The sequence below is a fragment of the Leifsonia sp. L25 genome, from assembly GCF_050632895.1.
In genome coordinates, this window is sequence record NZ_JBODRZ010000003.1 from 733383 (window position 1) to 756534 (window position 23152).

Below are 23152 nucleotides of genomic sequence, written 5' to 3' on the forward strand. Positions count from 1 at the left end.
CTCATTCTCGCTCGGCGGGCAGTTCGACGGTCAGGTGGATCTCGGTCCCGGTGTCCCGCGAGGTCACGGTGGCGTGGCCTCCGGCGCGGCGCATCCGGCCGACGATCGACTCGCGCACGCCCAGCCGGCCCTCCGGCAGCGCGGCGATGTCGAAGCCGGGGCCGCGGTCGCGGACGAACACGTCCGCCGTCCCCGCTCCGGACTCGACGTACACGGAGACGTCGCCGCCCGCGTGCCTGGCGGCGTTGAGCATCGCCTCCCGAGCGGCGGCCGCCAGCTCCGCGGGCGCGCGGAGCACCGGCTCCCCCACGCTCACCACGTCGAAGTGCACGGCGTGGTCGACCTCCAGTGCCGCAGCCACCGCGCGGAGCTCCGTGGCCAGGTCGGAGCCCTCGTGCCCCACACCGTCGGTGCGCTCCGCGTAGAGGCCCTCCGCATAGAGCCAGTCGCGCAGCTCGCGCTCCTGGGCGCGCGCGATCCGGCCGACCTCGCTGGAGGCTCCCGCCCGGTTCTGGATGAGGGCGAGCGTCTGCAGCACCGAGTCGTGGAGGTGGGCGGCCATCTCGGCGCGCTGCTCCTCGCGGACGCGCGCCGTCCGCTCGGCGATCAGCTCGCGCCAGAGCCGCAGCGCCCACGGCGCGACCAGGACGGCCGCGCCTGCGAAGGTGGCGCCGATGATCGCGAGCCACAGGTACCCCGACGAGCGCCCGGCCTGCATCCCGCTGAGCAGGAGCGCCAACGCGACCAGGAACCCGCCGGCGGCCAGGCGGAACGTCGCGGGCGCGAGCGGGGACGGGGCGAGACTCTGGTCGTCCACGAGCTGATCCCAGATCACGGCCGCCACCAGCAGCAGGACCGAGGTCAGGACGGCGCCGAACGCGGAGCCCTGCGCGTCCGCGGCGACCATGACGACGGCGGCGACCCCCGCGGCGACGCCGACCCCGGCGAGCACCAACGGCACGTTCACCCGGCGGGTGACGCGCTCGTCCGGATCGTCCGGGGCCGCCGCGCGCAACGGCGTCAGCGCCCAGAGCCACAGATAGAACAGCACGCCGGCACCGCCGATCAGGGAGGTGCCGACGAAGATCCAGCGCACGGCGACCACCGGCCAGCCGAGGTGGTCCGCCAGAGCCACGCTCACCCCGCCGACCAGGCAGTCCCGTGGGCGCGCGAGCGGAGGGCGCGGGGTGCGCCCTCGGTACGCCGGACCGGACGGGGTCGCCGGAGTGGAGGCCATACCTGGAATCCAAGCAGACCAGGACCGTCCCGCACAGCGCAGGGGCAGGGAATCAGGGTGCGGTCAGGGTGTCCCCCCATAGCGGCGCCGCGCTGCCGCGCGCCACGATCGAGTCATGGTGAACGACAGCACGACCCCTCCCCCGTCGAACGGCGTCCCGTCGGACGGGGTCCCCTCGGACGGCGTCCCGCCCAACGGCTCGGCCGCCGGCGGCCCGCAGGCCCCGTACGGCGGCCCGCAGACGGGTCTCTCCGGCCGCGGCACCCGCTTCTTCGACTGGATGCGCAGCCTCGGCGTCACGCGCACCGACGGCTGGATCGGCGGCGTCTGCGCGGGCGTCGCCTACCGGATCGGCATCGACCCGCTCATCGTCCGCGGCATCGTGGTGGTGGCCGCGCTGCTCGGCGCGCCCGCCATCCTGTTCTACGCCCTCGCCTGGGCGCTGCTGCCGGACCGCGACGGCCGCATCCACCTGCAGCGGCTCTTCGAGGGCGAGTTCGAGCCTCCGATGGTCGCGATCGGAGTGCTCGTCGTCCTCTCGCTGCTGCCCTGGTCCGAGGGGGTGTGTTGGTTCGGTCACGATCCGGGCTGGGGGGACCCGGTCGGGCGGGTCATCTGGACGCTGATCGTCCTCGCGGCCGCCACGACGCTGATCGTGTTCGCCGGGAGGCAGGCCGATCGCCGGTGGTGGACCGGAAGTGCGGGCGGTGCCGCGACGGCCGGGCAGCCGTCCGCACCCGCGAGCCCTCCTCCCCACGACCCCCACCGTCGCCACGGTCGCCGAGCCGACCGCCCCTCCCGCGCCCGGCGCCGGCGCGACCGACCGCGAGGTCACCGACTGGCGTGCCCGTCAGGCGCAGTGGAAGGCCGAGCACGACCAGTGGAAGCAGCGGCTCTCCGAGGACATGCGCACGGTGAAGGCCCAGCGTTCTGCCCAGCTCCGGGCTCAGGCGTCCGCGGCGAACGCCGAGGCCGAGGCCCGACGCGTGGCCTACCGCGCGGCGAACCCGCGGGTCGGCGCCGCGGTCGGCTGGCTGGCGGTCGGCCTGGCGCTCGTCGCCGGCGCCCTCGCCGCGGCGCTCTGGGGGCCGCTCACCGGCCTGCCCGGTTACGCCCTGACAGCCGCCCTCGCCGCGGCGACGCTGGTCTTCGGCGTCACGATCCTGATCGCAGGGATCGCCCGCCGCCGCAGCGGCTTCCTGATCTTCCTCGGCATCCTGCTCGCGGCGCTCACCGTGCTGGCCGCGCTGCTGCCGACCTCCCCGGCGGTCCGCCTGGATGCGAGCATCACGGCGGGCAGCACACTGTCCGCGACCCCGGCCGCGAGCGCGAACTACCTGCAGGCCGTCGGCGACACGACGATCGATCTCACGAAGGCCGTGACGGCGTCCGGCACGCCTGTGGTGAACCTCGCCAAAGGGCCGGGACCGACCACGGTGATCGTCCCCGCAGACTCCACGGTGCGGGTGGAGGCGGCCACCGCCTCCACCGTGACGGTGACGGACCCTTCGGGCGGCGAGCAGGTGCACCGCTGCGACCCGGAGCCGTTCAGCGGCTGCTCCACGGACATCCTGGTCGGACCGGGCGGGACTCCGGAGGCCATCGTCCGCGTCGCGCAGATCGACGCGGTCCGCATCGAGCGGGTCCAGAAGTGAACGAGAGCGAGAACGAGATGCCCACGAACGCCGACCAGCCGACCGACGACGTGAACGCGCAGCCGCCGACGCCGTCGACCACGCCGGCAGCCGCCGACGCGGGAGATGCGGAGACCCTGGTGATCCCCGCCGCGGCCGACACGCCGACGGCGTCCACGACCCCGATCGCCTCCGCAGCTCCGACCGAGCCCACGAAGCCGGTCGCCGCGGCGGAGCCGCCCGCAGCGGCCCCCGCCGAGCCCTGGCTCTCGGACGCGGCCTACTCGTTCCCGGCGCGCCCGGCGCTCTCCGGTCCGCCACCGGTGCGCTGGGGCGGGATCGTCTGGGGCATCCTGATCATCCTGCTCGCCGCCACCGTTCTGGTGGTCGTCTCGTCGCCCGTGCGTCTCGCGGGCGTGACGGTGTGGCTCGCGACGCTCTCGCCCGGCGGCACCGTCGCCGTGTGGATCGCCGCCCTCGGGATCGTCATCGTCGTCTCGGCACTGCTCGGCGCGATCAGCGCCGCCCAGCGCAACCGCCGGCGCCGGCAGGTCTGACCCGGAAGAAGGTGCCGGCCGCTCAACCCGAATGAGCCGGCCGGCACCGGGGTGGACGTCCTCACGCACGCAGACGCGGCGACGCTCTGCCACCCACTGGCGGCGCCGCTCCGGGTACCCGTACCGGAAGCGGCGACCGCAGGACTCCAGTAAGGCCGATGCGAGGAGGGCCCGATCCGGGCCGGTCGCGGAATCACGCGGCAGCGGTCCATCAGGATCACCTGAGCGCTCACCTCTCGCGCCCGGTGTGACTATGAGTGGTGAACAGCCGCGGGCTGCCACGCCTTCACGCGCGATCGCCGCGGATTCCCGGGCGACACGGGACGGGCCCGACCGCGGCTGCAGCCCCCACGATCGCCGATCGGCAGACCTGGAGTGAAAAGCATGGTGAAACCGGCCGGCGTCCCGCCCGTGCCTCCGGCCGTCCCCGACCCGACGCTGCTGCTCACCGCCGCCGTCTCCCGGCTGGCCGCCACGATCGGCGTCCGGCTGGTCGTCATCAAAGGGATCGCCGCGGATCAGTACGGGCTCCGCCCCGCCCACATCAGCAGCGATGTCGACGTCCTCGTGACCCACGACGACTACGGCCCGCTCCTCGACGAGCTGGAGAAGCGCGGCTGGCGCCGGAGGCCGCACGATCCCGACACGGAGACCTTCCCCGTCCACAGCGCGAGCATGTACCACCCGGAGTGGGCCGCCGACATCGACGTCCACTTCCGCTACCCCGGCTTGGAGCTCGAGGACGACGTCTTCGCTCCGATCTGGGCGCAGCGCACGACCATGTGGTGCGGCAACCAGCCGATCTCCATCCCGGGACTCGTCGACGCGATCATGATCGGCGCCGTCCATGCGATCCGGTCGCGCTTCTCGCGACGGCACCGCCTCGAGCTGGACTTCCTCGTCGGACGGTGCTCCCGGATGGACGTCTCGCTCCTGCTCGAGCGCGCGGACCGGCTCGGCGCGCTCGCCACGGCTCGACCGTTCCTGGAGCGGCTGAAGCCCTTCGACGCGGAGTACGACTGGGGCGAGGCCTCCTCCGAGTGGCGGCTGCGCACGGAATTCCCCGAAGCCTCCCAGCGGCGGGCACTGCTGTGGAAGCGGGCGACGCCGCGGGAGCGCCTCACCAAGCTCCGCCTCGCGCTCTTCCCGCCGACCTCCGCGCTCGTGAAGGAGACCACCGCGACGACGCTCGGGCCCGCCCAGCTCGCCGGCCGTTACCTGCGCCGCTGGGTCCGCGGGGCGAGGGCGCTCCCGAAGGCGCTCGCGGTGCTGCGCGCGAGCGGCCGGCGGCGGCCCTGAGGCCTGGCGCCGCCGACTCTCAGTACGCGCCGTTCGGGCGCAGCACCACGCCGACCGTCTGGAACAGGATCTGGAGGTCGCCGGCCACCGACCAGTTCTCCACGTAGAAGAGGTCGAGCCGCACGCCCTGCTCCCAGGACAGGTCGGAGCGACCGCTCACCTGCCACAGCCCGGTCATCCCCGGCTTGACGATGAGCCGGCGGTGGCTGTCCCTGTCGTACTCCGCCACCTCGGACGGCAGCCCCGGCCGCGGTCCGACGAGGCTCATCTCGCCCTTGAGGACGTTCCACAGCTGCGGCAGCTCGTCGATCGACGTGCGGCGCAGGAACCCTCCCACGCGCGTGACGCGCGGGTCGTCCTTGATCTTGAACAGCGGCCCTGCTCCCTCGTTCCTGTGCTGCAGGTCGGCGACCTCCTCCTCGGCGTTCACCCGCATGGTTCTGAGCTTCACGATGCCGAAGGCGATGCCGTCGCGGCCGACCCGCGACTGCCGGAAGAAGGCCGGACCCGGGCTGTCGAGCCGGATCACGATGACGCAGACGACGATGACCGGCAGGAGCAGCGTCAGCGCGAGGGCGCTCAGCACGACATCGAACACGCGCTTCGCCCGTCGCCGCGTGATCGAGCGATCGGCCGGGGCGACTTCGACGATGGGGAGCCGGTCGATCGGGAAGTACTCGGCGCGCGGCGCAGCCAGCTCCGGCACGTCGATGGAGAGCCAGACCACGGCGCCTGCGCCCTCCACATCCCAGAGGAGCTGGCGGACGTTGGCGCCGTCGCGCTCCTCGGTCAGGACGATGATGTCGACGCGATGCTGCTCGACGAGTCGGCGCAGATACGGGCCGCGTGCGTTCTCGATGCCGGTCGTCGCGACGACGTCGACGGCGACCCGCGCCGCCCGCTCCGCGAACACGGCGGCGAGCTCGGCCACGCGTTCCGGCGTGCCGACGACGAGCGCGCGCCGGATGTACCTGCCGCGCGCGCGGTGCGCGTAGATCCACCACCGGCACACGAAGCGCACCGCGAGCAGACCCAGCAGGCCGAACGGCATGGCGAAGGCGAGGTAGGCGCGCGAGAGGTCGAGTTGGAGGACGAGGGAGGCGACCGCGAGGAGCGCGACCAGCCAGACGGTCGCACGGACCGGGGGACCGTACGACGGGCCGTTGAGGCGTTTCGGCCAGGACACGTACCCGTTGAGCATCGCGACGAGGACCAGCCAGATCAGGGCGATCAGGATAGACACCATCAGGTAGGAGGTGTCGAGCGGCCCGATCTGAAAGCGGTCGTTTCGGCTCCCGAAGCGTGCGAGATGTGCGGTGGCGAGGACTCCGCCGACGACCAGCGCGTCCGCCAGGACGAGCGTGCGCGCGGCGCGCAGCCGGCCGGTCAGCGTCTGCGGGCGTTGTGATTCGGTGCGGACCATCAGTTCCTTCCATCGCCGAGCGCGCCGCGCTTCAACGTCGGTATGACGTCGTCGGCGGCGAGCGCTTTTCTGAGGATTTCGACGCGCGCCTCGTCGACGCGCACAATCGACTGCCCGTCCGGAGAGGTCCCCGTCCCCGCGGTGGGCAGCGTGAGAGTGTGGATGGCGTCGGGCGTCAGGCCGTGGAAGCTGAGCGCGAGCGACGCGGCGGCCGACGCGGTCAACCCCTCGTCCACCGCCACGTACCGCGCGAGCGTCGTGATCGCGGACTGCGTCCTGCCCGGATCGGTCAAGGTCCGAGCGCTGATGAAGCCCTGGAGCATCCCGCGGACGAACGCCTGCTGATTGCGCACGCGCTGATAGTCGGCGTCGGGGAACGAGTACCGCTCTCGGACGAACGCCAGGGCGGCCGACCCCTCGAGCCGGTTCTCGCCCTTGTCGAAGCTGTACCCGGGCATGTTCTTGGACGTGAACGCCTGGTCGGACCAGACCTTCACGCCGCCGAGCGCCGTGGAGAGCTCGCCGAACCCTCCGAAGTCGACGACCGCGACGTGATCGACGCGCGCCCCGAGCATGCCCTCGACCGTCTGAACCGTCAGCGGCACGCCGCCCCAGCTGTAGGCGGCGTTGATCTTGCTCTCGCCGTGGCCAGGGATCGGGACCCAGAGGTCGCGCATCAGAGAGACGAGGACGATCCCGGAACGGTCCGCGGGGATGTGGACCAGCATGAGCGTGTCGGAGCGCTCGCCTGTCCCCTCGCCCGACATCGGGTCGCGGAGCCCGCTCCGGGAGTCCGATCCGATGAGCAGGAGGTTGGTGGCCCCCGCGACGGCCGCCGGACGCCCGGACTCGTCCGGGAACGCCTTCGGGATGCGCTCGACGGTGTCATCGAACGACCGCCCCAGCCAGAGCAGGTACCCGCCGAGGAGTGCCGCCGGCAGCACGATCACCAGCGCGGCGGCGGTGATCCAGATCCAGAGGCGGCGCCGTCGCCTGCGTTCGGATCGACGCCGCTCCTGTCGACGCTGCTCCTGGCTGTGCCCGAATACTTCGGGAGGCGCGGCTCCGTCGGGGAGGCGCGGGTCGTCGCCGCCGTCGGGCGTCGTCACGCGGACGCCTGCCGGCCGGCCAGGATGTCGATCGCCGGGACGAGCCGGCGCGCCATCTCGTCGAACGCCTCGTCCGGCCGGCCGTACGGGTCGTCGATGTCGTCGTCCGCGCGCGGCGGAAGCAGGCCGTGGCGGCGTGCGTCCACGGCGCGGTCGGTGAGCGCGCGCCACCGACGAGGATCGCCCGGGTCGCCGGCCACGGCGAAGCCCTCGATCGCGCGCGCGAACTCGAGCAGCGTGAACGTGCGGGAGAAAGCGCCCGGGTCGAGCGCGGTGACCCGCGTGGCGTGCTCCTGGGTCAGCGCCAGGACGAGGTCGGAGCCGGCGATCGTCGCCTCGGTGAGCTGCGTGGCCACGAAGCCGTCCGGGTCGCCGCCGAACGCGCGCACGCGGGGGCGGGTCTGCGACGAGATCGACCGTCCGACGACCGCGCGCGTTCCCGCGCTCCGGACCGTCACTCCCTCACTCGCTCCACCGGTGGAGGGTTGCAACCGGGCCGTCAGGAGCCGTTCGGCCATGGCCGACCGGCAGATGTTGCCGGTGCACACGAACAGGACGGAGAACCCGCTCCCGGGCATCAGGCCTCCCCTCGGTCGGTGTCGCGGCGAGGACGGCCGCGGTCGCAGATGCAGACGGACAGGATCACCCGGCCGACGTCGCCGCTCCCGCCGGGTGGGAGACGACAGCGCTCGTTCGCGTTCCGTTCTTCACCCGACGAATCGACTGCGTGCCGGATCGCTCCGGTAGAACATCACCCGATCGCCGCGGCGCCGAGGCGCGAGGTCCGCGACGACTCCCCGGCCATGCCCGCGCCGATACTGGGTCTTTCCGCCCCGACCCGACCGCACCCGAGGAGAGCCATGCCCGCCCACCCGATCGGACCGCACCTGCAGGGCCCGCACGAAGCGGAGGCCGACTTCGTCGTCGGTGCACTCGGCCGGGCGATCCGGGTCCGGGTCACCGGCGCGGGAGCCGGCGCCCTCGCCGCAGCGTTCGCGGAGGCGTGGGCGCACCTGCTGCTCGACCCGCGCGCCGAGTCCGACGACGAGGTCGTCCTCGACTCCCCCGGGGACACGCGGGACTCGGTCGCCGTCGGCCTGGCCCACGCCAGTGCGCTGATCACACGCTCGCTGATCGACCTGAGCACCGGACAGGGGCTGCTGTTCCACGCGGCCGCGGCCGTGCGGGCCGACGGCCGCGCGATCCTCCTGGTCGGACCTTCCGGGGCGGGAAAGACCACCGCCATCACCCGACTGGCCTGCCCGCACGGGTATCTGACGGACGAGACGGCCCTCGTCGGCGCCGACGGCCGCGTCCTCCCCTACCCGAAGCCCCTCTCGGTGGAGCGTGGAGGGCCGGCCAAAGCGCAGCTCGCTCCCGCGGAGCTGGGGCTGCGCGTCGCCGGCGTCGCGCACGAGGTGGACCGGGTGATCGTGCTGAACCGGGAGGCCGGCGGCTCGCGGCGGCCGCGGTCCCGGCGGCTCGACGTCGTCGAGAGCCTGGAGGCGCTCGTCCCGCAGCTCTCGGCGCTGCAGCATCACCCGAGCCCGCTCGGCGCCCTCGCGGAGCTGATCCGGCAGGTCGGCGGGATCGAACAGCTCAGCTATGCCGACGTGCTCGACCTCGACCCCGACTCCGGGCCGCCCGCGTCGCCGCGGCTGCCGGCGGAGGAGCTCGCATTCACGAACGTCGCCTGCGACCGCGACGACAGGACCGGCCCCGGCCTCATCCGCACACAGCCGGACGACGCTCTGGAGACCTCCGACCTGCTCGTCCTCGCGCACGGGAGCGAGATCCGGGTGCTCGCCGGGGTCGCGAAGACGTTGTGGCTGGAAGCCGCGACCGCGCGATCCGAAGCGGAGCTCCTCGATCGGCTGCGGGCGGTCCACGGCACCGCGCCGGGCGACGACCTGGCCTTGCACACCACGATCGACGTCCTCGTCAGGGCCGAGGTGCTCGAGTGGCGGACCTGATGAACGCCGGCACAGTGGGTGACATCGAGGGTGAAAGCTCTGCGGAGGTGCACCGTCATGCCCGCTCCGTCGTGTGGGTCGAGACGACGGCGGGGCGCTGGGCGGTGGCCGACGTCTCCGACTTCCGGCAGTTCGTCCTCAACGGGACCTCCGGCCTGCTCTGGCAGTCGTTCGACGGGCACGCGACCGACGACGCGATCGTCGACCGTGTGCTCGGCTCGTACCCCGACCACCCGGAGTCGGCGCGCGCCGACTGCCGGTCTCTGATCGACGAGTTGCTGCGGCTCCGACTGATCGAGCCCACTCACCCCGAACCCGACCACGAACAGGCCGACGACGCCGGAATGGAGCTGTGAGATGACCTCGCCGACGGACACCACGGAGAACCAGTCGAAGGGCAGGGATCTGCGTGAATTCGTGCGCATGCTCAGGCGCTACTGGCTCGGCGAGGCGATCATCGTGCTGGCGACGATCGGTCTCGTCGCGGGATTCACCGCACTGCAACCCCGCGTCTACCAGTCCACGTCGACGGGCCTCACCCAGGCGGCGACCGGCGAGAGCCTCTCGATGGCGTTCGCGGGCGAGAGCCTCGCCAAGTCGCGCGCCGAGTCGTACGTGCGCGTGGCGACGTCCGACGCGGTGGCCAAGCGCGCACAAGAGATCCTCGGCACGGACCGCTCCATCTCCGACCTGCTCGGGCACATCAGCGCGACGCTGCCCGCGGACACCGCCATCATCGAGATCACCGCGAGCGCCGGCACTCCTGACGGTGCCGCGAAGCTCGCCAACGCCTGGACGACCGCGCTCGCGGACCAGGTGAAGGCTCTGGAGTCACCGGAGGGGTCGGTCGGCGATCCGGCGATCTCGTTCGTGCCGCTGGCGAACGCGCGTCCCCCGTACTTCCCGTCGTCGCCCAACATCCAGACGGCGCTCGTGCTCGCGCTGCTCGCGGGCTGCGCGCTCGCCCTGGTGTACGCATTGCTCCGTCAGCACTTCGACCGCCGGGTCCGCTCCGTCGACCAGATCGAGCGCCTCCTCGACGCCCCGGTGATCGGGACGGTCCCCGCCAGCCCGGCGCTCTCCGACCGCAAGCGCATCGTCGAGCACGACGGCTCGGCCGACTCGGTGCAGCTCTTCGCGATCTCCGAGTCCCTGCGCGAGCTGCGCACGAACCTGAGCTACATCGACGTCGACAACCCGCCGAAGGTCATCGTGGTGACCAGCTCGATCCCCGGTGAGGGCAAGTCCACCCTGACAGCGAACCTCGCCGACGCCATCGCCTCCGGCAATGCGAACGTCGTCATCATCGACTGCGACCTGCGCCGTCCGATGCAGTCCACCCTGTTCAGCCTGCGCGGCGGCGTGGGCCTCACCGATGTGCTGAGCGGCCGCGTCGCCCTGGGGGACGCCCTCCAGGCGCCGACCGCGAGCAACCACCTGCGGGTGCTCGGCGCCGGCCGCGTGCCGCCGAACCCGAGCGAGCTCCTGGGCTCGCGGACGATGCGCGAGCTGATCGGCGCACTGTCCGGCGTCGCGACGGTGATCCTCGACGCGCCCCCGCTTCTCTCGGTGACGGACGCGGCAATCCTCGGCACCATCGCGGACGGCGTCGTGATCACGGTCGGCGCCAAGCAGGTCACGGCCGAGCAGCTCCAGAAGGCGTACCGCTCGGTCACACGCGTCAACGGGAAGGTGCTGGGCGCCGTGCTCAACAAGATCCCGCCGAACGGCGTCGACTCCCACGACTACGGGTATTACCGCAACGACTACTACACGTCGAACGAGAGCGCGTCGGTCCCCGCGGGCGACGCGGAGAAGCCGGCGAGCGCCGACGGGCCGAAGGGCGACGACGCGCCGACGCGCCGCTCGGCCCGAAAGGAGCTCCGCGCCGGGCAGTGACGGCTCCGACGCTGCAGGCCTTTGTAACGCCTTCTCGAGCACGAAGGCGCTGTTCGAGGGCACCGCGCTAACCCGACCCCTCAGCTGGAAGTCCCGCCGAAGAAGAACGACCTGGTCGGTGCCCGAAGATGACGGCGGCGGTGAACGCCCGTCGCACCCCTGCAGCTCGCAACGACGTCCTGGCCCCACGCGCCTAGACGGTGCCGAGCGCCGGCGCGGAGTCCACCCTCGGGACGACGCCCGTGACCGGCTTGTCCGCGCGTGGGAGGGCGATCATCAAGCTGGTGATCACGCCGATGTTCATCCACGTGAACAGGTCGAACGAGAAGAACATCGCGAAGAGCATCGCCAGCACGGCCTTGATGGTCCGGTCGGCGAAGCAGAAGGCGACGATCCAGAGCGCGAGGAGGGCGATCAGGCCCACGATCCCCGTAGTCCCCAGGGCATACACGAGCATGTTGTCGACCGCTCGGAGGAAGGTCTGCTGCATGAGGCCGCGATCGTACAGAACAGCCTCACCCCCGAACCCGGTCCCGAACCACGCCTCCATCGGAGGCCGGTCCAGGAGGGCGCCGACGGACTCGGCCGCGCCGAGGCGGTGCGTCCACGAACCCGAGTCGAGCAGGTTGTCGACCAGGGCGCCGATCCCGATGTCGATGTTCAGCAGCACGACGATCACCGCTCCGACGCCGAGAGCGGCACGCAGCCAGGAGGTCAGCGAGCTGTTCAGCGCGATGTGGACGAGCAGCCCGACGGCGACGGCTGCGACGGCGCTGCGCGTTCCCGAGAGCGCGAGGCCGACGGTCGCGACCGTCAGGTTCGCCAGTCTCCACTTCTGAGACCAGCGCGCCGGATTCGACCACGCGACGATCATCGCGATCCCGATATAGACCGCGAAGACGATGGGGTGCCCGAACGTGCCCTGGGCACGTGCGTAGACGTCGTTGGTGAACGGGTTGTACCGGATCGTCCCCGCGTACCCCCAGATCGGCTCCGCCAGGACGAGGATCTCGGCGAACGCCAGACCGACTTGGACGGCGGTCAGACCGGCGATCGTGGCGTACACCATCCTGAGCTCCGCACGACTGAGCGAGGAGGCGACGTACGCGGCCAGCGTCGCCAGGCCGAAATACAGCACGATGCGGTTCGTGCCATAGCTGCCCGCGAGGAACACGCTCAGCGAGATGAATCCCCACCAGGCGGCCACGGCCCAGAAGCGGACGCCGCCGGACGTGTCGGCCCGCGACCGGACGAGTGCGAGCACCAGGACGCCGATGGCGGCCAGAGCGGTGGGCGGCCGCACGGAGTCGGGTGCGAACGACGCCAGACCGAACGACGCCGCCACCACCGTGAACGACACTGCAACGCCGCGGATCAGCCGCGGAGGCACCGCGATCATGAGCAGGACGATCGCCAGGATGGCGACGGCCCCGCCGAAGAGCAGCAGCGGGCTCACGAGCGGCCGGCCGGCCCGGTGAGCCGCCGGTACGCCTCGAGCACCGGGCCGAAGACGCGTTCGGGGGACGCCTCGGCGTCGGCCCAGCGCTTGGCCCTCTCCACCACGGCGGCACGGGCCGCGGTGTCGTCCGCCGCTCGGGCGATGATGTCCGCGAACTCCGCGTCCGTGGCGTCGTCGGGGACTTCGTAGCCCCGGCCGTCGCCGAGGAGCCCGTTCGCGGCCGATGCCGTCGCGACGACCGGGCGGCGGCGGTCGAAGGCCTCCAGCACCGCGAGGGGCGTGCCCTCCCAGCGCGAGGTCATCAGCAGGAAGTGCGCGGCGTCCAGTCGCGCGGGGACATCGTCGACCTGGCCGGCGAGGTCGACCGGCGCGCCCCGTTCGATCGCCGACGCGCGCGCGGCGTCGCGGAGCTCGCCGTCGCCGGCCCACGTCGCCTCCACCGGACGCCGGGTCGCGAGCTCCGCGACGACGCGGACGAAGCGGAGCGGGTCCTTCTGGTCGACCATCCGGCCGACCCCGAGCAGTCGCAGCGGCGAGGCGATCTCGTTCGCGACAGGGTCGGGCGCTCCGGTGCGCTGCGCTGGGGCGTTGCCGACGATCACCACACGGTCGGCCGGGCGGCCGGCGTCCACCACGACCATCTCGGCGACGGCGGGACCGACCGCGAAGACGACGCGGCTACGGAACGACAGAGCCCTCGGGCGAACGCTCGGCAGCCGCGTGTGCGCGTGCTCGACGACCGGGATGCCGAGAAGCCGGCCCACGATGAGCGACTGCAGGGCCTCGCGGCGCTGGTGGGCGTGCAGGATCTCCGGCCGCAGCCGGCCTGCCGCGCGCAGCAAGCGCCTGGTCTGCCCGACGAACCCGCTGGTGTCGTGCTCGACGAAGCGGACGGCAGGCGCCAATCGGGCGACGGCCGGGCCTCCCGTCCCGAACACCGATACCTGCACGTCGTTTTCGACGGCCAGCCAATTGGACAGGTCGACGACCACCTGCTGAGCGCCGCCGTGTCCCATGCTGTCGACCACGTGCATCACGCGGAGCGGGCCGCGGCCCTGGGGGTCGGCTGTCACGGACGAGGACTCACCGCGACTCGATGACCTGGACGTCGCCGAGCGCGTTGCGGGCCATGTCGAGCGCCTCCCCCACATTGCGCGCGTCCATCACGACGACCGCGGACGTGCCGTTGGGGAGGCGGAGCCGCAGCTCGAACGGGCGGAGCGGAGCCTGTGCGCGGGTATGGGTACGAGTGGACACGCCTCAGACTGTAGGGGCGCGTTCGCCGCCGCTCGGGAGCGATCTGCGCCGGCCTCCCGGGCGGGCATCGCCTTTTCATCTCCTCGATCACCCGACACGAGTGCCTGCCGCCGGCACGCGCAAAGTCCTCCACAGCTCGCCGAACCAGTGACCTTTTCCCCAGATTCGCCCGCTCCGGTCGCGACGTCGGCACCGTCTGGGACGATGGCTGCATGAGCACCACTGACACCGCCTCCCCGGCCACCCGCGATCGAGCCCTGAGCCGCCTCCGCGCGCTGGTCGGCCGTCCCGACGCGGAGTTCCACGACGGGCAGTTCGAGGCGGTGTCGGCCCTCGTCGACGATCGCAGCAGGGCGCTCGTCGTTCAGCGCACCGGGTGGGGCAAGTCCGCGGTGTACTTCGTGGCGACCATGCTGCTGCGCGAGCAGGGCGCGGGGCCGACCATCCTCGTCTCCCCTCTCCTCGCGCTCATGCGCGACCAGGTGGAGGCAGCGGCCCGGGCGGGCGTCCGCGCGCTGTCGATCAACTCGGCCAACCGGCACGAGTGGGACGACGTGGCCGCGCGGCTGCGCGACGACACGGTGGACGTCCTCCTCGTGTCACCGGAGCGCCTGAACAATCCGGACTTCCGCGACCAGCAGCTCCCGGCCCTGGTCGAGCGCTGCGGGCTGCTCGTCATCGACGAGGCCCACTGCATCTCCGACTGGGGGCACGACTTCCGGCCGGACTACCGGCGATTGCGCGACCTCGTCGCCGAGCTCCCGGAGGGCATACCGGTACTGGCGACGACCGCGACCGCGAATCAGCGGGTGGTCGCGGACGTCGAGGAGCAGCTCGGCGACTCAGCGCTCCCGGCGGCGGTGCGCACCATCCGCGGCCCGCTGGCGCGCCGCTCGCTGCGGCTCGGCGTCCTCGCGCTCGAGGATGCCACCGCCCGCCTGGCGTGGCTGGCCGGGCATCTCGCCGACCTCCCGGGCAGCGGGATCGTCTACGCGCTCACCGTGTCGGCCGCGGACGACACGGCGCGTGTGCTGCGGCGGGCCGGCCACGACGTCGCCGCGTACACCGGGCAGACCGATCCGGCCGAACGGGAGGAGCTCGAGGGGCGGTTGAAACGCAACCAGGTCAAGGCCCTCATCGCCACCAGCGCCCTCGGTATGGGTTTCGACAAGCCCGACCTGGGATTCGTGGTGCACCTCGGGGCGCCGTCCTCCCCGGTCGCGTACTACCAGCAGGTCGGTCGTGCCGGGCGCGCCACGGAGTCGGCGGACGTGCTGCTGCTGCCTGGCCCGGAGGACCGCGCGATCTGGCGGTACTTCGCCACGGCGGCCATGCCGACCGAGGAGAAGGCGACCGCCCTGCTCGGCGCGCTGAGCGACCAGGTGCAGTCCACGCGCGTGCTGGAGAGCCGCGTCGACCTGCGCTCGTCCACCCTCGAGCTGCTGCTCAAGGTGCTCGACGTCGACGGCGCGGTGCGGCGCGTACCGGGCGGTTGGGTGTCGACAGGACAGTCGTGGGAGTACGACCGCGACCGCTATGAACGGATCGCGGCAGCGCGCGAGGCCGAGCAGCAGGCGATGCTCGACTACGAGACCACCTCCGGGTGCCGCATGGAGTTCCTGCAGCGGCAGCTCGACGACCCCGACGCCGGCCGGTGCGGGCGCTGCGACCGTTGCGCCGGCGAATGGTATCCGGCGGGAGTCGCGACGGACGCGCGGCAGACGATCGCGGCGGAGCTCGACCGGGTCGGCGTCCCCGTCGAACCGCGGAAGCTGTGGCCGACCGGCGCGGACAGTCTCGGCGTGCCCGTGCGGGGCAAGATCGCCCCGGGCGAGCAGCTCGAGACCGGCCGCGTGCTCGCACGGCTCACCGACCTCGGCTGGGGCGGTCGGCTTCGGCAACTCCTCGACGCCGACGCGGCGGACGGCGAGTGCCCTCCGGAGGTCCTCAACGCCTGCGTGCAAGTGCTCGCCGGCTGGGACTGGGCGAACCGGCCCGCTGCCGTGGTCGCCGTACCGTCGCGCGGCCGGCCGAGGTTCACCGAGAGCCTCGCGCGCGGGCTCGCCCGCATCGGGAGGCTCTCCTACCTCGGCGCCCTCGCGTTGCGCGGCGGCGGACCGACGGGCGGCCCCGGCGGCAACAGCACCTACCGGCTCGCAGGTGTCTGGGACCGGTTCGACGCGTCCGGACTCGAACTCCCCGCCGGCGCGCCGGTATTGCTCGTGGACGACCTGATCGACAGCCGCTGGACCGTCACCGTTGCCGGGCGCGAACTGCGCCGGGCGGGTGCGGGCGCGGTGCTTCCGTTCGCCGCGGCCCTGCGGGCCTGACCGACGCGCGGCTACAGGTCGAGCCCGACCAGGATGGGCTCCGGTCGCAGCAGCACCCCGAACTCCGCCTGGACCCGGGCCTGGATGAAGGAGGCGAGCTGGACGACGTCCGCCGCGCTCGCGTGGCCGCGGTTGACGATCGCAAGCGTGTGCTTGGACGAGATGGCGGCGTCCGAGCCCGGCAGCGCGAACCCCCGCCGGATTCCGGCGTTCTCGATCAGCCAAGCGGCGGAAAGCTTGACGTCGTAGGGGCCACCTGCGAGCGGCGGGATGTCCAGCGGGTGCACGCCACCGGCCGGGAGATCGATCACGACGTCCGGCTCCGGAGGGGTGACGGGCCAGCGGGGCGCTTTCGCCGGCAGGCCGCGCGCGAACGACTCCGAGACGATCGGGTTGGTGAAGAAGCTGCCCGCGCTGACCGAGTCCGGGTCGGCCGGGTCGAGCACCATCCCCTTCGAGGCGCGGAGGGCGAGCACGGCGCGGCGGAGCTCGGCGACCGGTACACGCGACCCGAGCGGCACCCCGAGCGAGTCGGCGAGCTGAGCGTACGCGACCGGGGCGCTGAGCGGCGCGCCGACGCCGCCGGGCACCGCGTTGTCCGCGAGTTCCAGGTCGACCGTGAGCACGACACCGAGCAGCCCGCGCTTCAGGATGGAGGTCCGGTACCCCAGGTCCAGGTCCGCACGCGACAGGCGACGGACCTCCCCCGTGCCCGCATCCAGGAACTCGACGCCGAGCAGCGCCGACTCGAGCTCCTGGCCGTACGCTCCGATGTTCTGCACCGGGGCGGCGCCGGTCGAGCCGGGGATGCCGGACAGCGCCTCGATGCCGGACCAGCCGTTGCGAACGGTCAGCGCGACCACGTCATCCCAGGGCTCGCCGGCCTGCACCCGCAGGCGCACGCGGCCCTCCGGCGCCTCGAGGCGCTCGACACCGCGGGTGACCACGCGGATCACGGTGCCCTCGAAGCCCTCGTCGCCGGCGACCGTGTTCGAGCCGCCGCCGAGCAGCAGCCAGTCCTCGCCCGAGGCCCAGACCTCCCGGGCGGCCGCGACGAGCGCGTCGGTGTCCGCCGGGGCGACCAGGGCCTCCGGGACGCCGCCGACCCGCATGGTCGTCAGCTCCGACAGGGGCGGGGTCGCCGTCAGCTCGTCGCCCGTGGCCGGCTCGTCGCCCGGGGTCGCTCCGTCGCTCGCGGTCATCTCGACGTTCACGCGAGCGAGACGCGCACCTGCGCCTTGCCGAGCACGGTCTCGGAGTTGAAGGTCGTCGTGAGGTCGATCCGCGCGACCCGGGCCTCCGTGTCGAGCTGTCCGACCGTGGCGGTCACCTGCACGCTCGCGCCCTCCGCCGGGTCCACGACCACCGGGCGGGTGAAGCGCACCTGATAGTCCACGACGCGCGCCGGGTCCCCGGCCCAGTCGACCACCGGCTGGACGGCGAGCCCCATCGTCAGCATCCCGTGTGCGATCACGCCCGGAAGGCCCACCGAGGTCGCGACGTCGTCGCGGTAGTGGATCGGATTGAAGTCGCCCGAGGCGCCGGCGTAGCGGACGAGAGCGTCGCGGCTCAGGTCGAACGAGCGCTCGGCGACCACGTCGCCGACAGTCAGCGCATCGAAATCGGGGGCGGCCATCACTCGTCTCCTCGCACGACCAGGGTCGAAACAGAGGTGACGACGTGTTCGCCGGCGCCGTCCACGATCACCGACTCGGCGGTGACCATGCTGTGCGCGCCGAGCGACTTGACCGCCGTGACCGTCAGCGTCGCCGTCAGTTCGTCGCCCGCGATCACCGGACGCGAGAACGTGAACCGCTGGTCGCCGTGGACGACCCGGCTGAAGTCGATGCCCGCCTGCGGGTCGGCGAGGAGCTGGTCGAGCGTGAGTTGCTGCACCACGACCGGGAAGGTGGGCGGCGCGACGAGGTCGGCGTGACCCGCGGCCTGCGCGGCGGCCACATCGAAGCTGATCGGATCCGTCGCGAGCACGGCGGCGGCGAACTCGCGCACCTTCTCACGGCCGACGAGATACGGAGGGGTGGGCGGGAAACTCCGGCCCACGAGCTCTGGGTTCACTGGCACGCGTCGATTCTACGCAAGCGCCCGAGTCTGCCCCGAAACCCGGTCTGCCCCGAAAACCCGGTCTCCCCTCCGGAACCCGTCCTCCCCGGGAAAAGAGAACCCCGGCGCACTCGGCGCCGGGGTTCTCGAAGCTGTCGTCAGCGGACTACTGGCAGCTGTCGCACTGCAGCAGATCCATCGGGTCGACCGGAACTGCATAGCCGCCGACAGTGTCGTTTTCGTAGTCCATGATGGCCTCCCCGGAAATCTTGTCACTCGCGTGTCTCGCGGTGTTTACCCACTATATAACCCGAATGACACGATTGTCATTCCACTACATGTAGTGTTTGGGGGATTTTTCGGGACCTCGTCCCACACCCCCGAGAATACGCGGGACCACCGACAGACCCCCTCCGAACTGGGTACATCGACGCGGCGTGTCGCCCTGCCGGAGCCGCGTGCCACCCCACGAGACGGCGTGTCGCCGGCGGTCTCCCCGGCCCACTACTGTCTGACTATGCGACTCGGAGTCCTCGACGTGGGATCGAACACCGTCCACCTTCTCGTGGTCGACGCGCACCCGGGCGCCCGCCCCTCCCGGCCGCCACGCACAAGTCCGTGCTGCGCCTCATGCGCTACATCACCGAGGACGGCGCGATCAGCGCCGAGGGCGAGACGGCCATCCTGGAGGCGATCCGGTCGGCGGTAGAGGTCGGCCGCGCGGAGGGCATCGAAGAGCTGCTGCCGTTCGCGACCTCGGCCATCCGGGAGGCTGCCAACGGTCCCGCCATCCTGGCCCGCATCCTGGACGAGACGGGCGTCGACCTCCAGGTGCTCTCCGGCGAGGACGAGGCGCGGCTGACGTTCCTCGCCGTGCGCCGCTGGTCGGGCTGGTCGGCCGGCTCCATCCTCCTGATGGACATCGGCGGCGGCTCGCTCGAGATCGCGGCGGGCGTCGACGAGTACCCGGACACCGCGGTGTCCTTGCCGCTCGGCGCCGGCCGCAGCACGATCGGCTTCCTGCACCAGGACCCGCCGACCGCGGACCAGCTCACGGCACTGCGGGACCACGCCAGGACGACTCTCGCGGACGCCGTCGGACGCTTCACCGACCGCGGGCCCGCGCACGTGATCGGCACCTCGAAGACCATCCGCTCGCTCGCCCGCCTGGCCGGGTCGACCGCGAGCGGACCGGGCGGGACGGAGCGCAGTCTCCTGCGCCGCTCGGAGCTCGCCGACTGGGTTCCGCGCCTGGCGCAGCTCACGGCCGACGCCCGCACCGCGCTGCCGGGGATCACGGCGGACCGGACCTTCCAGATCGTGGCGGGCGGGGTGGCGCTGCGGGAGGCGATGCGCGCGTTCGACGTTCCGGTGCTCGAGGTCTGCCCGTGGGCGCTGCGCGAGGGCATCATCCTCCGCTACCTCGACCACCTCGACTAACCATCGCTTCCTCACTTCCTCCCGCGACTCGCCGGGTGGCGGCGGGAGAAAGTGAGGAACGGATGGCTGCGGTCAGGGGTGAGCGCGGCGGCCTTCCCGAGGAGGACGCTGCGCTCGGCGGCGTTCGCGCACAGGTCGGCGGCGCGGCGGTACTCGTCCGCGGCTTCGGCGGTGCGGCCGAGGCGGGAGAGCAGCTCGCCACGCACGCCGGGTAACAGGTGCGAGCCCGCGAGCGCCCCACCGCGTTCCACGGCCTCCGCCTCCACCAGCCCGGCGGCCGGTCCGTCGGCCATCGCGACGGCGACAGCGCGGTTGAGGGCGACGATCGGGGACGGCGCCACCTGAGAGAGCGCCTCGTAGAGGAGGACGATCCGCGGCCAGTCCGTCCCCGCGACCGAGGGCGCGACCGCATGGCATTCCGCGATCGACGCCTGGAGGCCGTACGGCCCGAGTCCGCGGTCCGCGGCGACCGCGGTGGCGAGCGCCGCCCGGCCGCGGCGGATCGCCGAGCGGTCCCAGCGGCGGCGGTCCTGGTCCTCCAGGAGCACCGGGCTGCCGTCGGGCGCGGTCCGCGCGGGGAAACGCGCCGCGGTCAGTTCGAGCAGTGCGAGCAGGCCGTGGACCTCCGGCTCCCGTTCGAGCCGGGCGAGCACACGCGCGAGCCGCACCGCCTCGTACGCCAGGTCGGTGCGCATCCAGGCCTCCCCCGCCGTCGCGGACGAGCCCTCGGTGAAGATCAGGTAGATCACGCTGAGCACCGAGTCAAGGCGTTCCCGGCGGTCGGGCCCCGACGGGATCTCGAACGGCACATGCGCCGCGGCGATCGTCTTCTTCGCGCGGGTGATGCGCGCCTGTACGGTCGGCACCGGCACGATGAACGCGCGCGCGATCTCGTCCGTGGTGAGGCCTCCGACGACCTTCAGCGTCAGCGCGATGCGCGCCTCCCGGGACAGCACCGGGTGGCAGGCCGTGAAGATCAGGGCGAGCACGTCGTCTTCGATGTCGTCAGCGTCGAACAGCAGGTCGGCACCCGGGGCGGTCTCGTCGAGGTCGCGGGCGAGCAGCGCGTACCGCTCGTCGCGGCCGGCGCGGCGGCGGAACGCGTCGATCGCGCGCCGCCGCCCCACCGTGAGCAGCCAGCCGACCGGATCCTGCGGCGGCCCCGAGGTCGCCCAGCCGACGAGTGCCTCGGCGAGCGCCTCCTGGGCGACGTCCTCCGCGAGCGCGAAGTCGCCGGTGTAGCGGGCGAGCGCACCGACGATCCGGGCGGACTCCATGCGCCACACCGCCTCGACGGCGCGGCGGGCATCGGAGGGGGTTCGCGGCGTCACAGCAGGGCCGGGGTCGTCCGGTGGGCGACAGGCGCCGCGCTGCCTAGAGCTGACCGGTCGCCTCGCGCCACGCGCGCTCCTTCTGGATCCACTCGTTGTCCTGCGGGAACTCGTCGATGTGGGTCACGCGGCGGATCTCCACCTTGCTGCCCTGGATGTACGGCATGCGCTTCGTCCACTCGACGGCTTCCTGCGCCGAGGCGACGTCGAGGATGTAGAAGCCGTTGAACAGCTCTTTGGTCTCTCCGTACGGGCCGTCGGTGACGACCGGCGCCTCGCCGGTGAAGTCGACGACCACGCTCTCGGCCGGGTCGAGGCCCTCGGCCGCGAGCAGCACGCCCGCGCGGATGAGCTCGTCATTGAACCGGCCCATCGCGTCGAGGACGTCGGCGAAATCGACGTTGCGGAACGCCTCCTCCGCCTCGGCGGTCGGACGCAGGACGAGCATGTACTTGGCCATTGTCACTCCTTGATCTGGCGGGTCCCTTCGACCCTCTCATTCCCAAGGTCGGGCGGGCCAGCGGGAAATCGACACGCGCCGGAAGATTTGTCCGGGTCAGGGTTGGAGACGTTCGATGCCCTCGAGGATGAGGTCGAGGCCGGTGGCGAACTCCTCGTCGTAGTCGTAGCCCGCCTGCGCCAGTTCCGCGACGACCTCCAGGAGATACGGGAACTGCAGGGCGACCTCCGGCGGCACGGTCTCGCTCTTCGCAGCCGCGGCCTCGCCCGACTCCTCCGGAGTGTCGAACGGGAGGGTCTTCTCCTGGAGCGCGAAGCCGTAGACGTAGGCGTCGAGGACCGATGTGGCGTGCACGGTGGCGCGGAACGAGAAGCCGGCTTCGCGCAGGCAGCCCATCATGGCGTTGTGGGCGGCGAGGTTGGCCAGGCCGGGGCGCATGCGCGACTCCATCAGGCCGACGGCCCACGGGTGCCGGCGGAGCGCGGCGCGGAGGGAGGCGGCGCGGGCGCGCATGGCTTCGCGCCAGGGGAGAGCGGGTGCTCCGCTGTCGGCGTCGGCGATCGCGGGCGGCTCGACCTCCGCCCAGACCAGGTCGACCATCCCGTCGATCAGCTCCTCTTTGTTGGCGACGTGCTTGTAGAGGGCCATCGGGACGACGCCGAGCTCGGCCGCGAGGGCGCGCATGGAGAGCGCGTCGAGGCCGGCGGCGTCGGCGCGTTCGAGCGCGCGGGCGAGCACGACATCGCGGGTGAGGCGTGAGCGCGCGGGCTGCGGCATCGGCGGCTCCTCCGGATCCGGACAGACTGTTGACAAGGTGTACGGCGTACACCTATCGTTCGAGGTGTACACCGTACACCCATCCTAGACCACCGCATCGAACCCCGAATCCGAGGACCCCATGACCGCCCAGATCGTCACCATCGAGCCGGCGCCCACCCCGAGCGCCGACCGCCTCCGCTCGCTCACCGCGGGCGTGCTCTTCCTCGTCACGTTCGTCTCGGCCATCGCCGGCGTCCTGCTCTACGCGCCCGTCCTGGACGACCCGCACTATGTGCTCGGCGCCGGAGCCGACGGCCGGGTCCTGCTCGGCATCCTCTGCGAGGCGGTGCTGATCGCCGCCAACCTCGGCACCGCGCTCGCGCTCCTCCCCGTCCTGCGCCGCCGGACAGAGGGACTCGCGCACGGCTACGTGATGGCGCGCGTCATGGAGTGCGTGTTCATTGCGGTCGGGATGCTGTGCCTGCTCACGGTCGTGACCCTCCGCCAGCACGCGGGGACGCCGGCCGACGCGGACGCGCTCACCGCGTCGGCGCACACGCTGGTCACGCTTCGGAACTGGACGTTCCTGCTCGGCCCCGGCTTCGTCGCCGGACTCGGCAACGGCGTCCTGCTCGGCTGGCTGCTGCTGCGCGCCGGTCTCGTGCCGCGTCCGATGGCGGTTGTCGGGATGGTCGGCGGGTCGCTCGTCGCGCTGTCGGGGATCGGCGTGCTGTTCGGGCTGTGGAGTCAGGGGTCGCCGGTGTCCGCGGTGGCGACGGTGCCCGAGATCGTGTGGGAGGCGTTCCTGGGGGTCTACTTCACCTTCGTGGGGTTCCGGGCGCGTGGTCGGGCCCTGGTGAAGGCTCCCGCATCGGTCTGAGGGACGCGGGTGCTCAGCCTTCCGCCGCGTGCCGCCCGCGCCGC

General features: G+C 72.3%; 21 protein-coding genes and 2 pseudogenes. 10 read left to right on the forward strand and 13 right to left on the reverse strand.

What is annotated here, in order from left to right; all coding sequences use genetic code 11:
• Nucleotide 1: 1 nt before the first annotated feature.
• Nucleotides 2-1237 (reverse strand): ATP-binding protein, encoded by a 1236-nt coding sequence (locus ACRAWC_RS07425; RefSeq protein WP_431347147.1) that lies wholly within the window; start codon nt 1235-1237, stop codon nt 2-4.
• A 280-nt stretch (nt 1238-1517) separates the two neighbouring features.
• Here ACRAWC_RS07425 and ACRAWC_RS07430 point away from each other — a divergent pair.
• From ACRAWC_RS07430 to ACRAWC_RS07445, 4 genes and pseudogenes are all read left to right on the forward strand, one after another.
• A pseudogene (locus tag ACRAWC_RS07430) lies at nt 1518-1631 on the forward strand (PspC domain-containing protein); the annotation flags it as partial.
• 313 nt (nt 1632-1944) lie between these two features.
• Complete coding sequence (locus tag ACRAWC_RS07435) at nt 1945-2892, forward strand: LiaF domain-containing protein (protein WP_431347148.1); 948 nt, start codon at nt 1945-1947, stop codon at nt 2890-2892.
• Nucleotides 2889-3428 (forward strand): hypothetical protein, encoded by a 540-nt coding sequence (locus ACRAWC_RS07440; protein ID WP_431349498.1) that lies wholly within the window; start codon nt 2889-2891, stop codon nt 3426-3428. The genes ACRAWC_RS07435 and ACRAWC_RS07440 overlap by 4 nt, the downstream gene beginning before the upstream one ends.
• Before the next feature lie 384 nt (nt 3429-3812).
• Complete coding sequence (locus ACRAWC_RS07445) at nt 3813-4727, forward strand: nucleotidyltransferase family protein (RefSeq protein ID WP_431347149.1); 915 nt, start codon at nt 3813-3815, stop codon at nt 4725-4727.
• Nucleotides 4728-4746: 19 nt separating this feature from the next.
• Here the strand turns inward: ACRAWC_RS07445 and ACRAWC_RS07450 are convergent, their stop codons facing one another.
• The 3 genes from ACRAWC_RS07450 to ACRAWC_RS07460 are packed head-to-tail and all read right to left on the reverse strand — an operon-like array spanning nt 4747 to nt 7837.
• Nucleotides 4747-6150 (reverse strand): sugar transferase, encoded by a 1404-nt coding sequence (locus ACRAWC_RS07450; RefSeq protein WP_431347150.1) that lies wholly within the window; start codon nt 6148-6150, stop codon nt 4747-4749.
• Complete coding sequence (locus ACRAWC_RS07455; RefSeq protein WP_431347151.1) at nt 6150-7259, reverse strand: LCP family protein; 1110 nt, start codon at nt 7257-7259, stop codon at nt 6150-6152. Before ACRAWC_RS07455 ends, ACRAWC_RS07450 begins: the two co-directional genes overlap by 1 nt.
• Nucleotides 7256-7837, reverse strand: coding sequence for a low molecular weight phosphatase family protein (locus tag ACRAWC_RS07460; protein ID WP_431347152.1), 582 nt, complete (start codon nt 7835-7837; stop codon nt 7256-7258). Before ACRAWC_RS07460 ends, ACRAWC_RS07455 begins: the two co-directional genes overlap by 4 nt.
• 282 nt (nt 7838-8119) lie before the next feature.
• Here ACRAWC_RS07460 and ACRAWC_RS07465 point away from each other — a divergent pair, with 282 nt between their 5' ends.
• The 3 genes from ACRAWC_RS07465 to ACRAWC_RS07475 are packed head-to-tail and all read left to right on the forward strand — an operon-like array spanning nt 8120 to nt 11131.
• Nucleotides 8120-9232, forward strand: a complete 1113-nt coding sequence (locus ACRAWC_RS07465) for a hypothetical protein (protein ID WP_431347153.1) — start codon at nt 8120-8122, stop codon at nt 9230-9232.
• Nucleotides 9220-9588 (forward strand): PqqD family protein, encoded by a 369-nt coding sequence (locus ACRAWC_RS07470; protein ID WP_431347154.1) that lies wholly within the window; start codon nt 9220-9222, stop codon nt 9586-9588. The genes ACRAWC_RS07465 and ACRAWC_RS07470 overlap by 13 nt, the downstream gene beginning before the upstream one ends.
• A 1-nt stretch (nt 9589) precedes the next feature.
• Entirely contained in the window at nt 9590-11131 is a 1542-nt protein-coding gene (locus tag ACRAWC_RS07475) for a polysaccharide biosynthesis tyrosine autokinase (RefSeq protein WP_431347155.1), read from the forward strand.
• Nucleotides 11132-11324: 193 nt separating this feature from the next.
• Here ACRAWC_RS07475 and ACRAWC_RS07480 read toward each other — a convergent pair whose 3' ends face one another.
• From ACRAWC_RS07480 to ACRAWC_RS07490, 3 genes are read right to left on the reverse strand one after another with little or no spacing between them, the layout of a single operon-like run.
• Nucleotides 11325-12587, reverse strand: a complete 1263-nt coding sequence (locus ACRAWC_RS07480) for an O-antigen ligase family protein (protein ID WP_431347156.1) — start codon at nt 12585-12587, stop codon at nt 11325-11327.
• Nucleotides 12584-13663, reverse strand: a complete 1080-nt coding sequence (locus ACRAWC_RS07485) for a glycosyltransferase (RefSeq protein WP_431347157.1) — start codon at nt 13661-13663, stop codon at nt 12584-12586. Before ACRAWC_RS07485 ends, ACRAWC_RS07480 begins: the two co-directional genes overlap by 4 nt.
• Nucleotides 13664-13673: 10 nt before the next feature.
• Nucleotides 13674-13847, reverse strand: coding sequence for a hypothetical protein (locus ACRAWC_RS07490; RefSeq protein WP_431347158.1), 174 nt, complete (start codon nt 13845-13847; stop codon nt 13674-13676).
• Nucleotides 13848-14059: 212 nt separating this feature from the next.
• Here ACRAWC_RS07490 and ACRAWC_RS07495 point away from each other — a divergent pair, with 212 nt between their 5' ends.
• Nucleotides 14060-16177, forward strand: coding sequence for a RecQ family ATP-dependent DNA helicase (locus ACRAWC_RS07495; protein WP_431347159.1), 2118 nt, complete (start codon nt 14060-14062; stop codon nt 16175-16177).
• Between the two features lie 11 nt (nt 16178-16188).
• Here ACRAWC_RS07495 and ACRAWC_RS07500 read toward each other — a convergent pair whose 3' ends face one another.
• From ACRAWC_RS07500 to ACRAWC_RS07510, 3 genes are read right to left on the reverse strand one after another with little or no spacing between them, the layout of a single operon-like run.
• A complete protein-coding gene (locus tag ACRAWC_RS07500; RefSeq protein WP_431347160.1) occupies nt 16189-17379 on the reverse strand; it encodes a UDP-N-acetylmuramate dehydrogenase in 1191 nt (396 codons plus the stop codon).
• An 8-nt stretch (nt 17380-17387) separates the two neighbouring features.
• The gene (locus tag ACRAWC_RS07505; protein ID WP_431347161.1) at nt 17388-17813 is read right to left on the reverse strand and encodes a MaoC family dehydratase; all 426 of its coding nucleotides are present in this window, start codon (nt 17811-17813) and stop codon (nt 17388-17390) included.
• Nucleotides 17813-18259 (reverse strand): FAS1-like dehydratase domain-containing protein, encoded by a 447-nt coding sequence (locus ACRAWC_RS07510; protein WP_431347162.1) that lies wholly within the window; start codon nt 18257-18259, stop codon nt 17813-17815. Before ACRAWC_RS07510 ends, ACRAWC_RS07505 begins: the two co-directional genes overlap by 1 nt.
• 496 nt (nt 18260-18755) lie before the next feature.
• Here ACRAWC_RS07510 and ACRAWC_RS07515 point away from each other — a divergent pair.
• Nucleotides 18756-19678, forward strand: a pseudogene (locus tag ACRAWC_RS07515) (Ppx/GppA family phosphatase).
• 11 nt (nt 19679-19689) lie between these two features.
• Here ACRAWC_RS07515 and ACRAWC_RS07520 read toward each other — a convergent pair.
• From ACRAWC_RS07520 to ACRAWC_RS07530, 3 genes are all read right to left on the reverse strand, one after another.
• Nucleotides 19690-20955 (reverse strand): RNA polymerase sigma factor, encoded by a 1266-nt coding sequence (locus ACRAWC_RS07520; RefSeq protein WP_431347163.1) that lies wholly within the window; start codon nt 20953-20955, stop codon nt 19690-19692.
• A 97-nt stretch (nt 20956-21052) separates the two neighbouring features.
• Nucleotides 21053-21469 (reverse strand): YciI family protein, encoded by a 417-nt coding sequence (locus tag ACRAWC_RS07525; protein ID WP_431347164.1) that lies wholly within the window; start codon nt 21467-21469, stop codon nt 21053-21055.
• Between the two features lie 96 nt (nt 21470-21565).
• Nucleotides 21566-22246 (reverse strand): TetR/AcrR family transcriptional regulator, encoded by a 681-nt coding sequence (locus ACRAWC_RS07530; protein WP_431347165.1) that lies wholly within the window; start codon nt 22244-22246, stop codon nt 21566-21568.
• Nucleotides 22247-22367: 121 nt separating this feature from the next.
• Between ACRAWC_RS07530 and ACRAWC_RS07535 the strand changes: the two genes are divergently transcribed.
• Nucleotides 22368-23108, forward strand: coding sequence for a DUF4386 domain-containing protein (locus tag ACRAWC_RS07535; RefSeq protein ID WP_431347166.1), 741 nt, complete (start codon nt 22368-22370; stop codon nt 23106-23108).
• Nucleotides 23109-23152 lie beyond the last annotated feature (44 nt).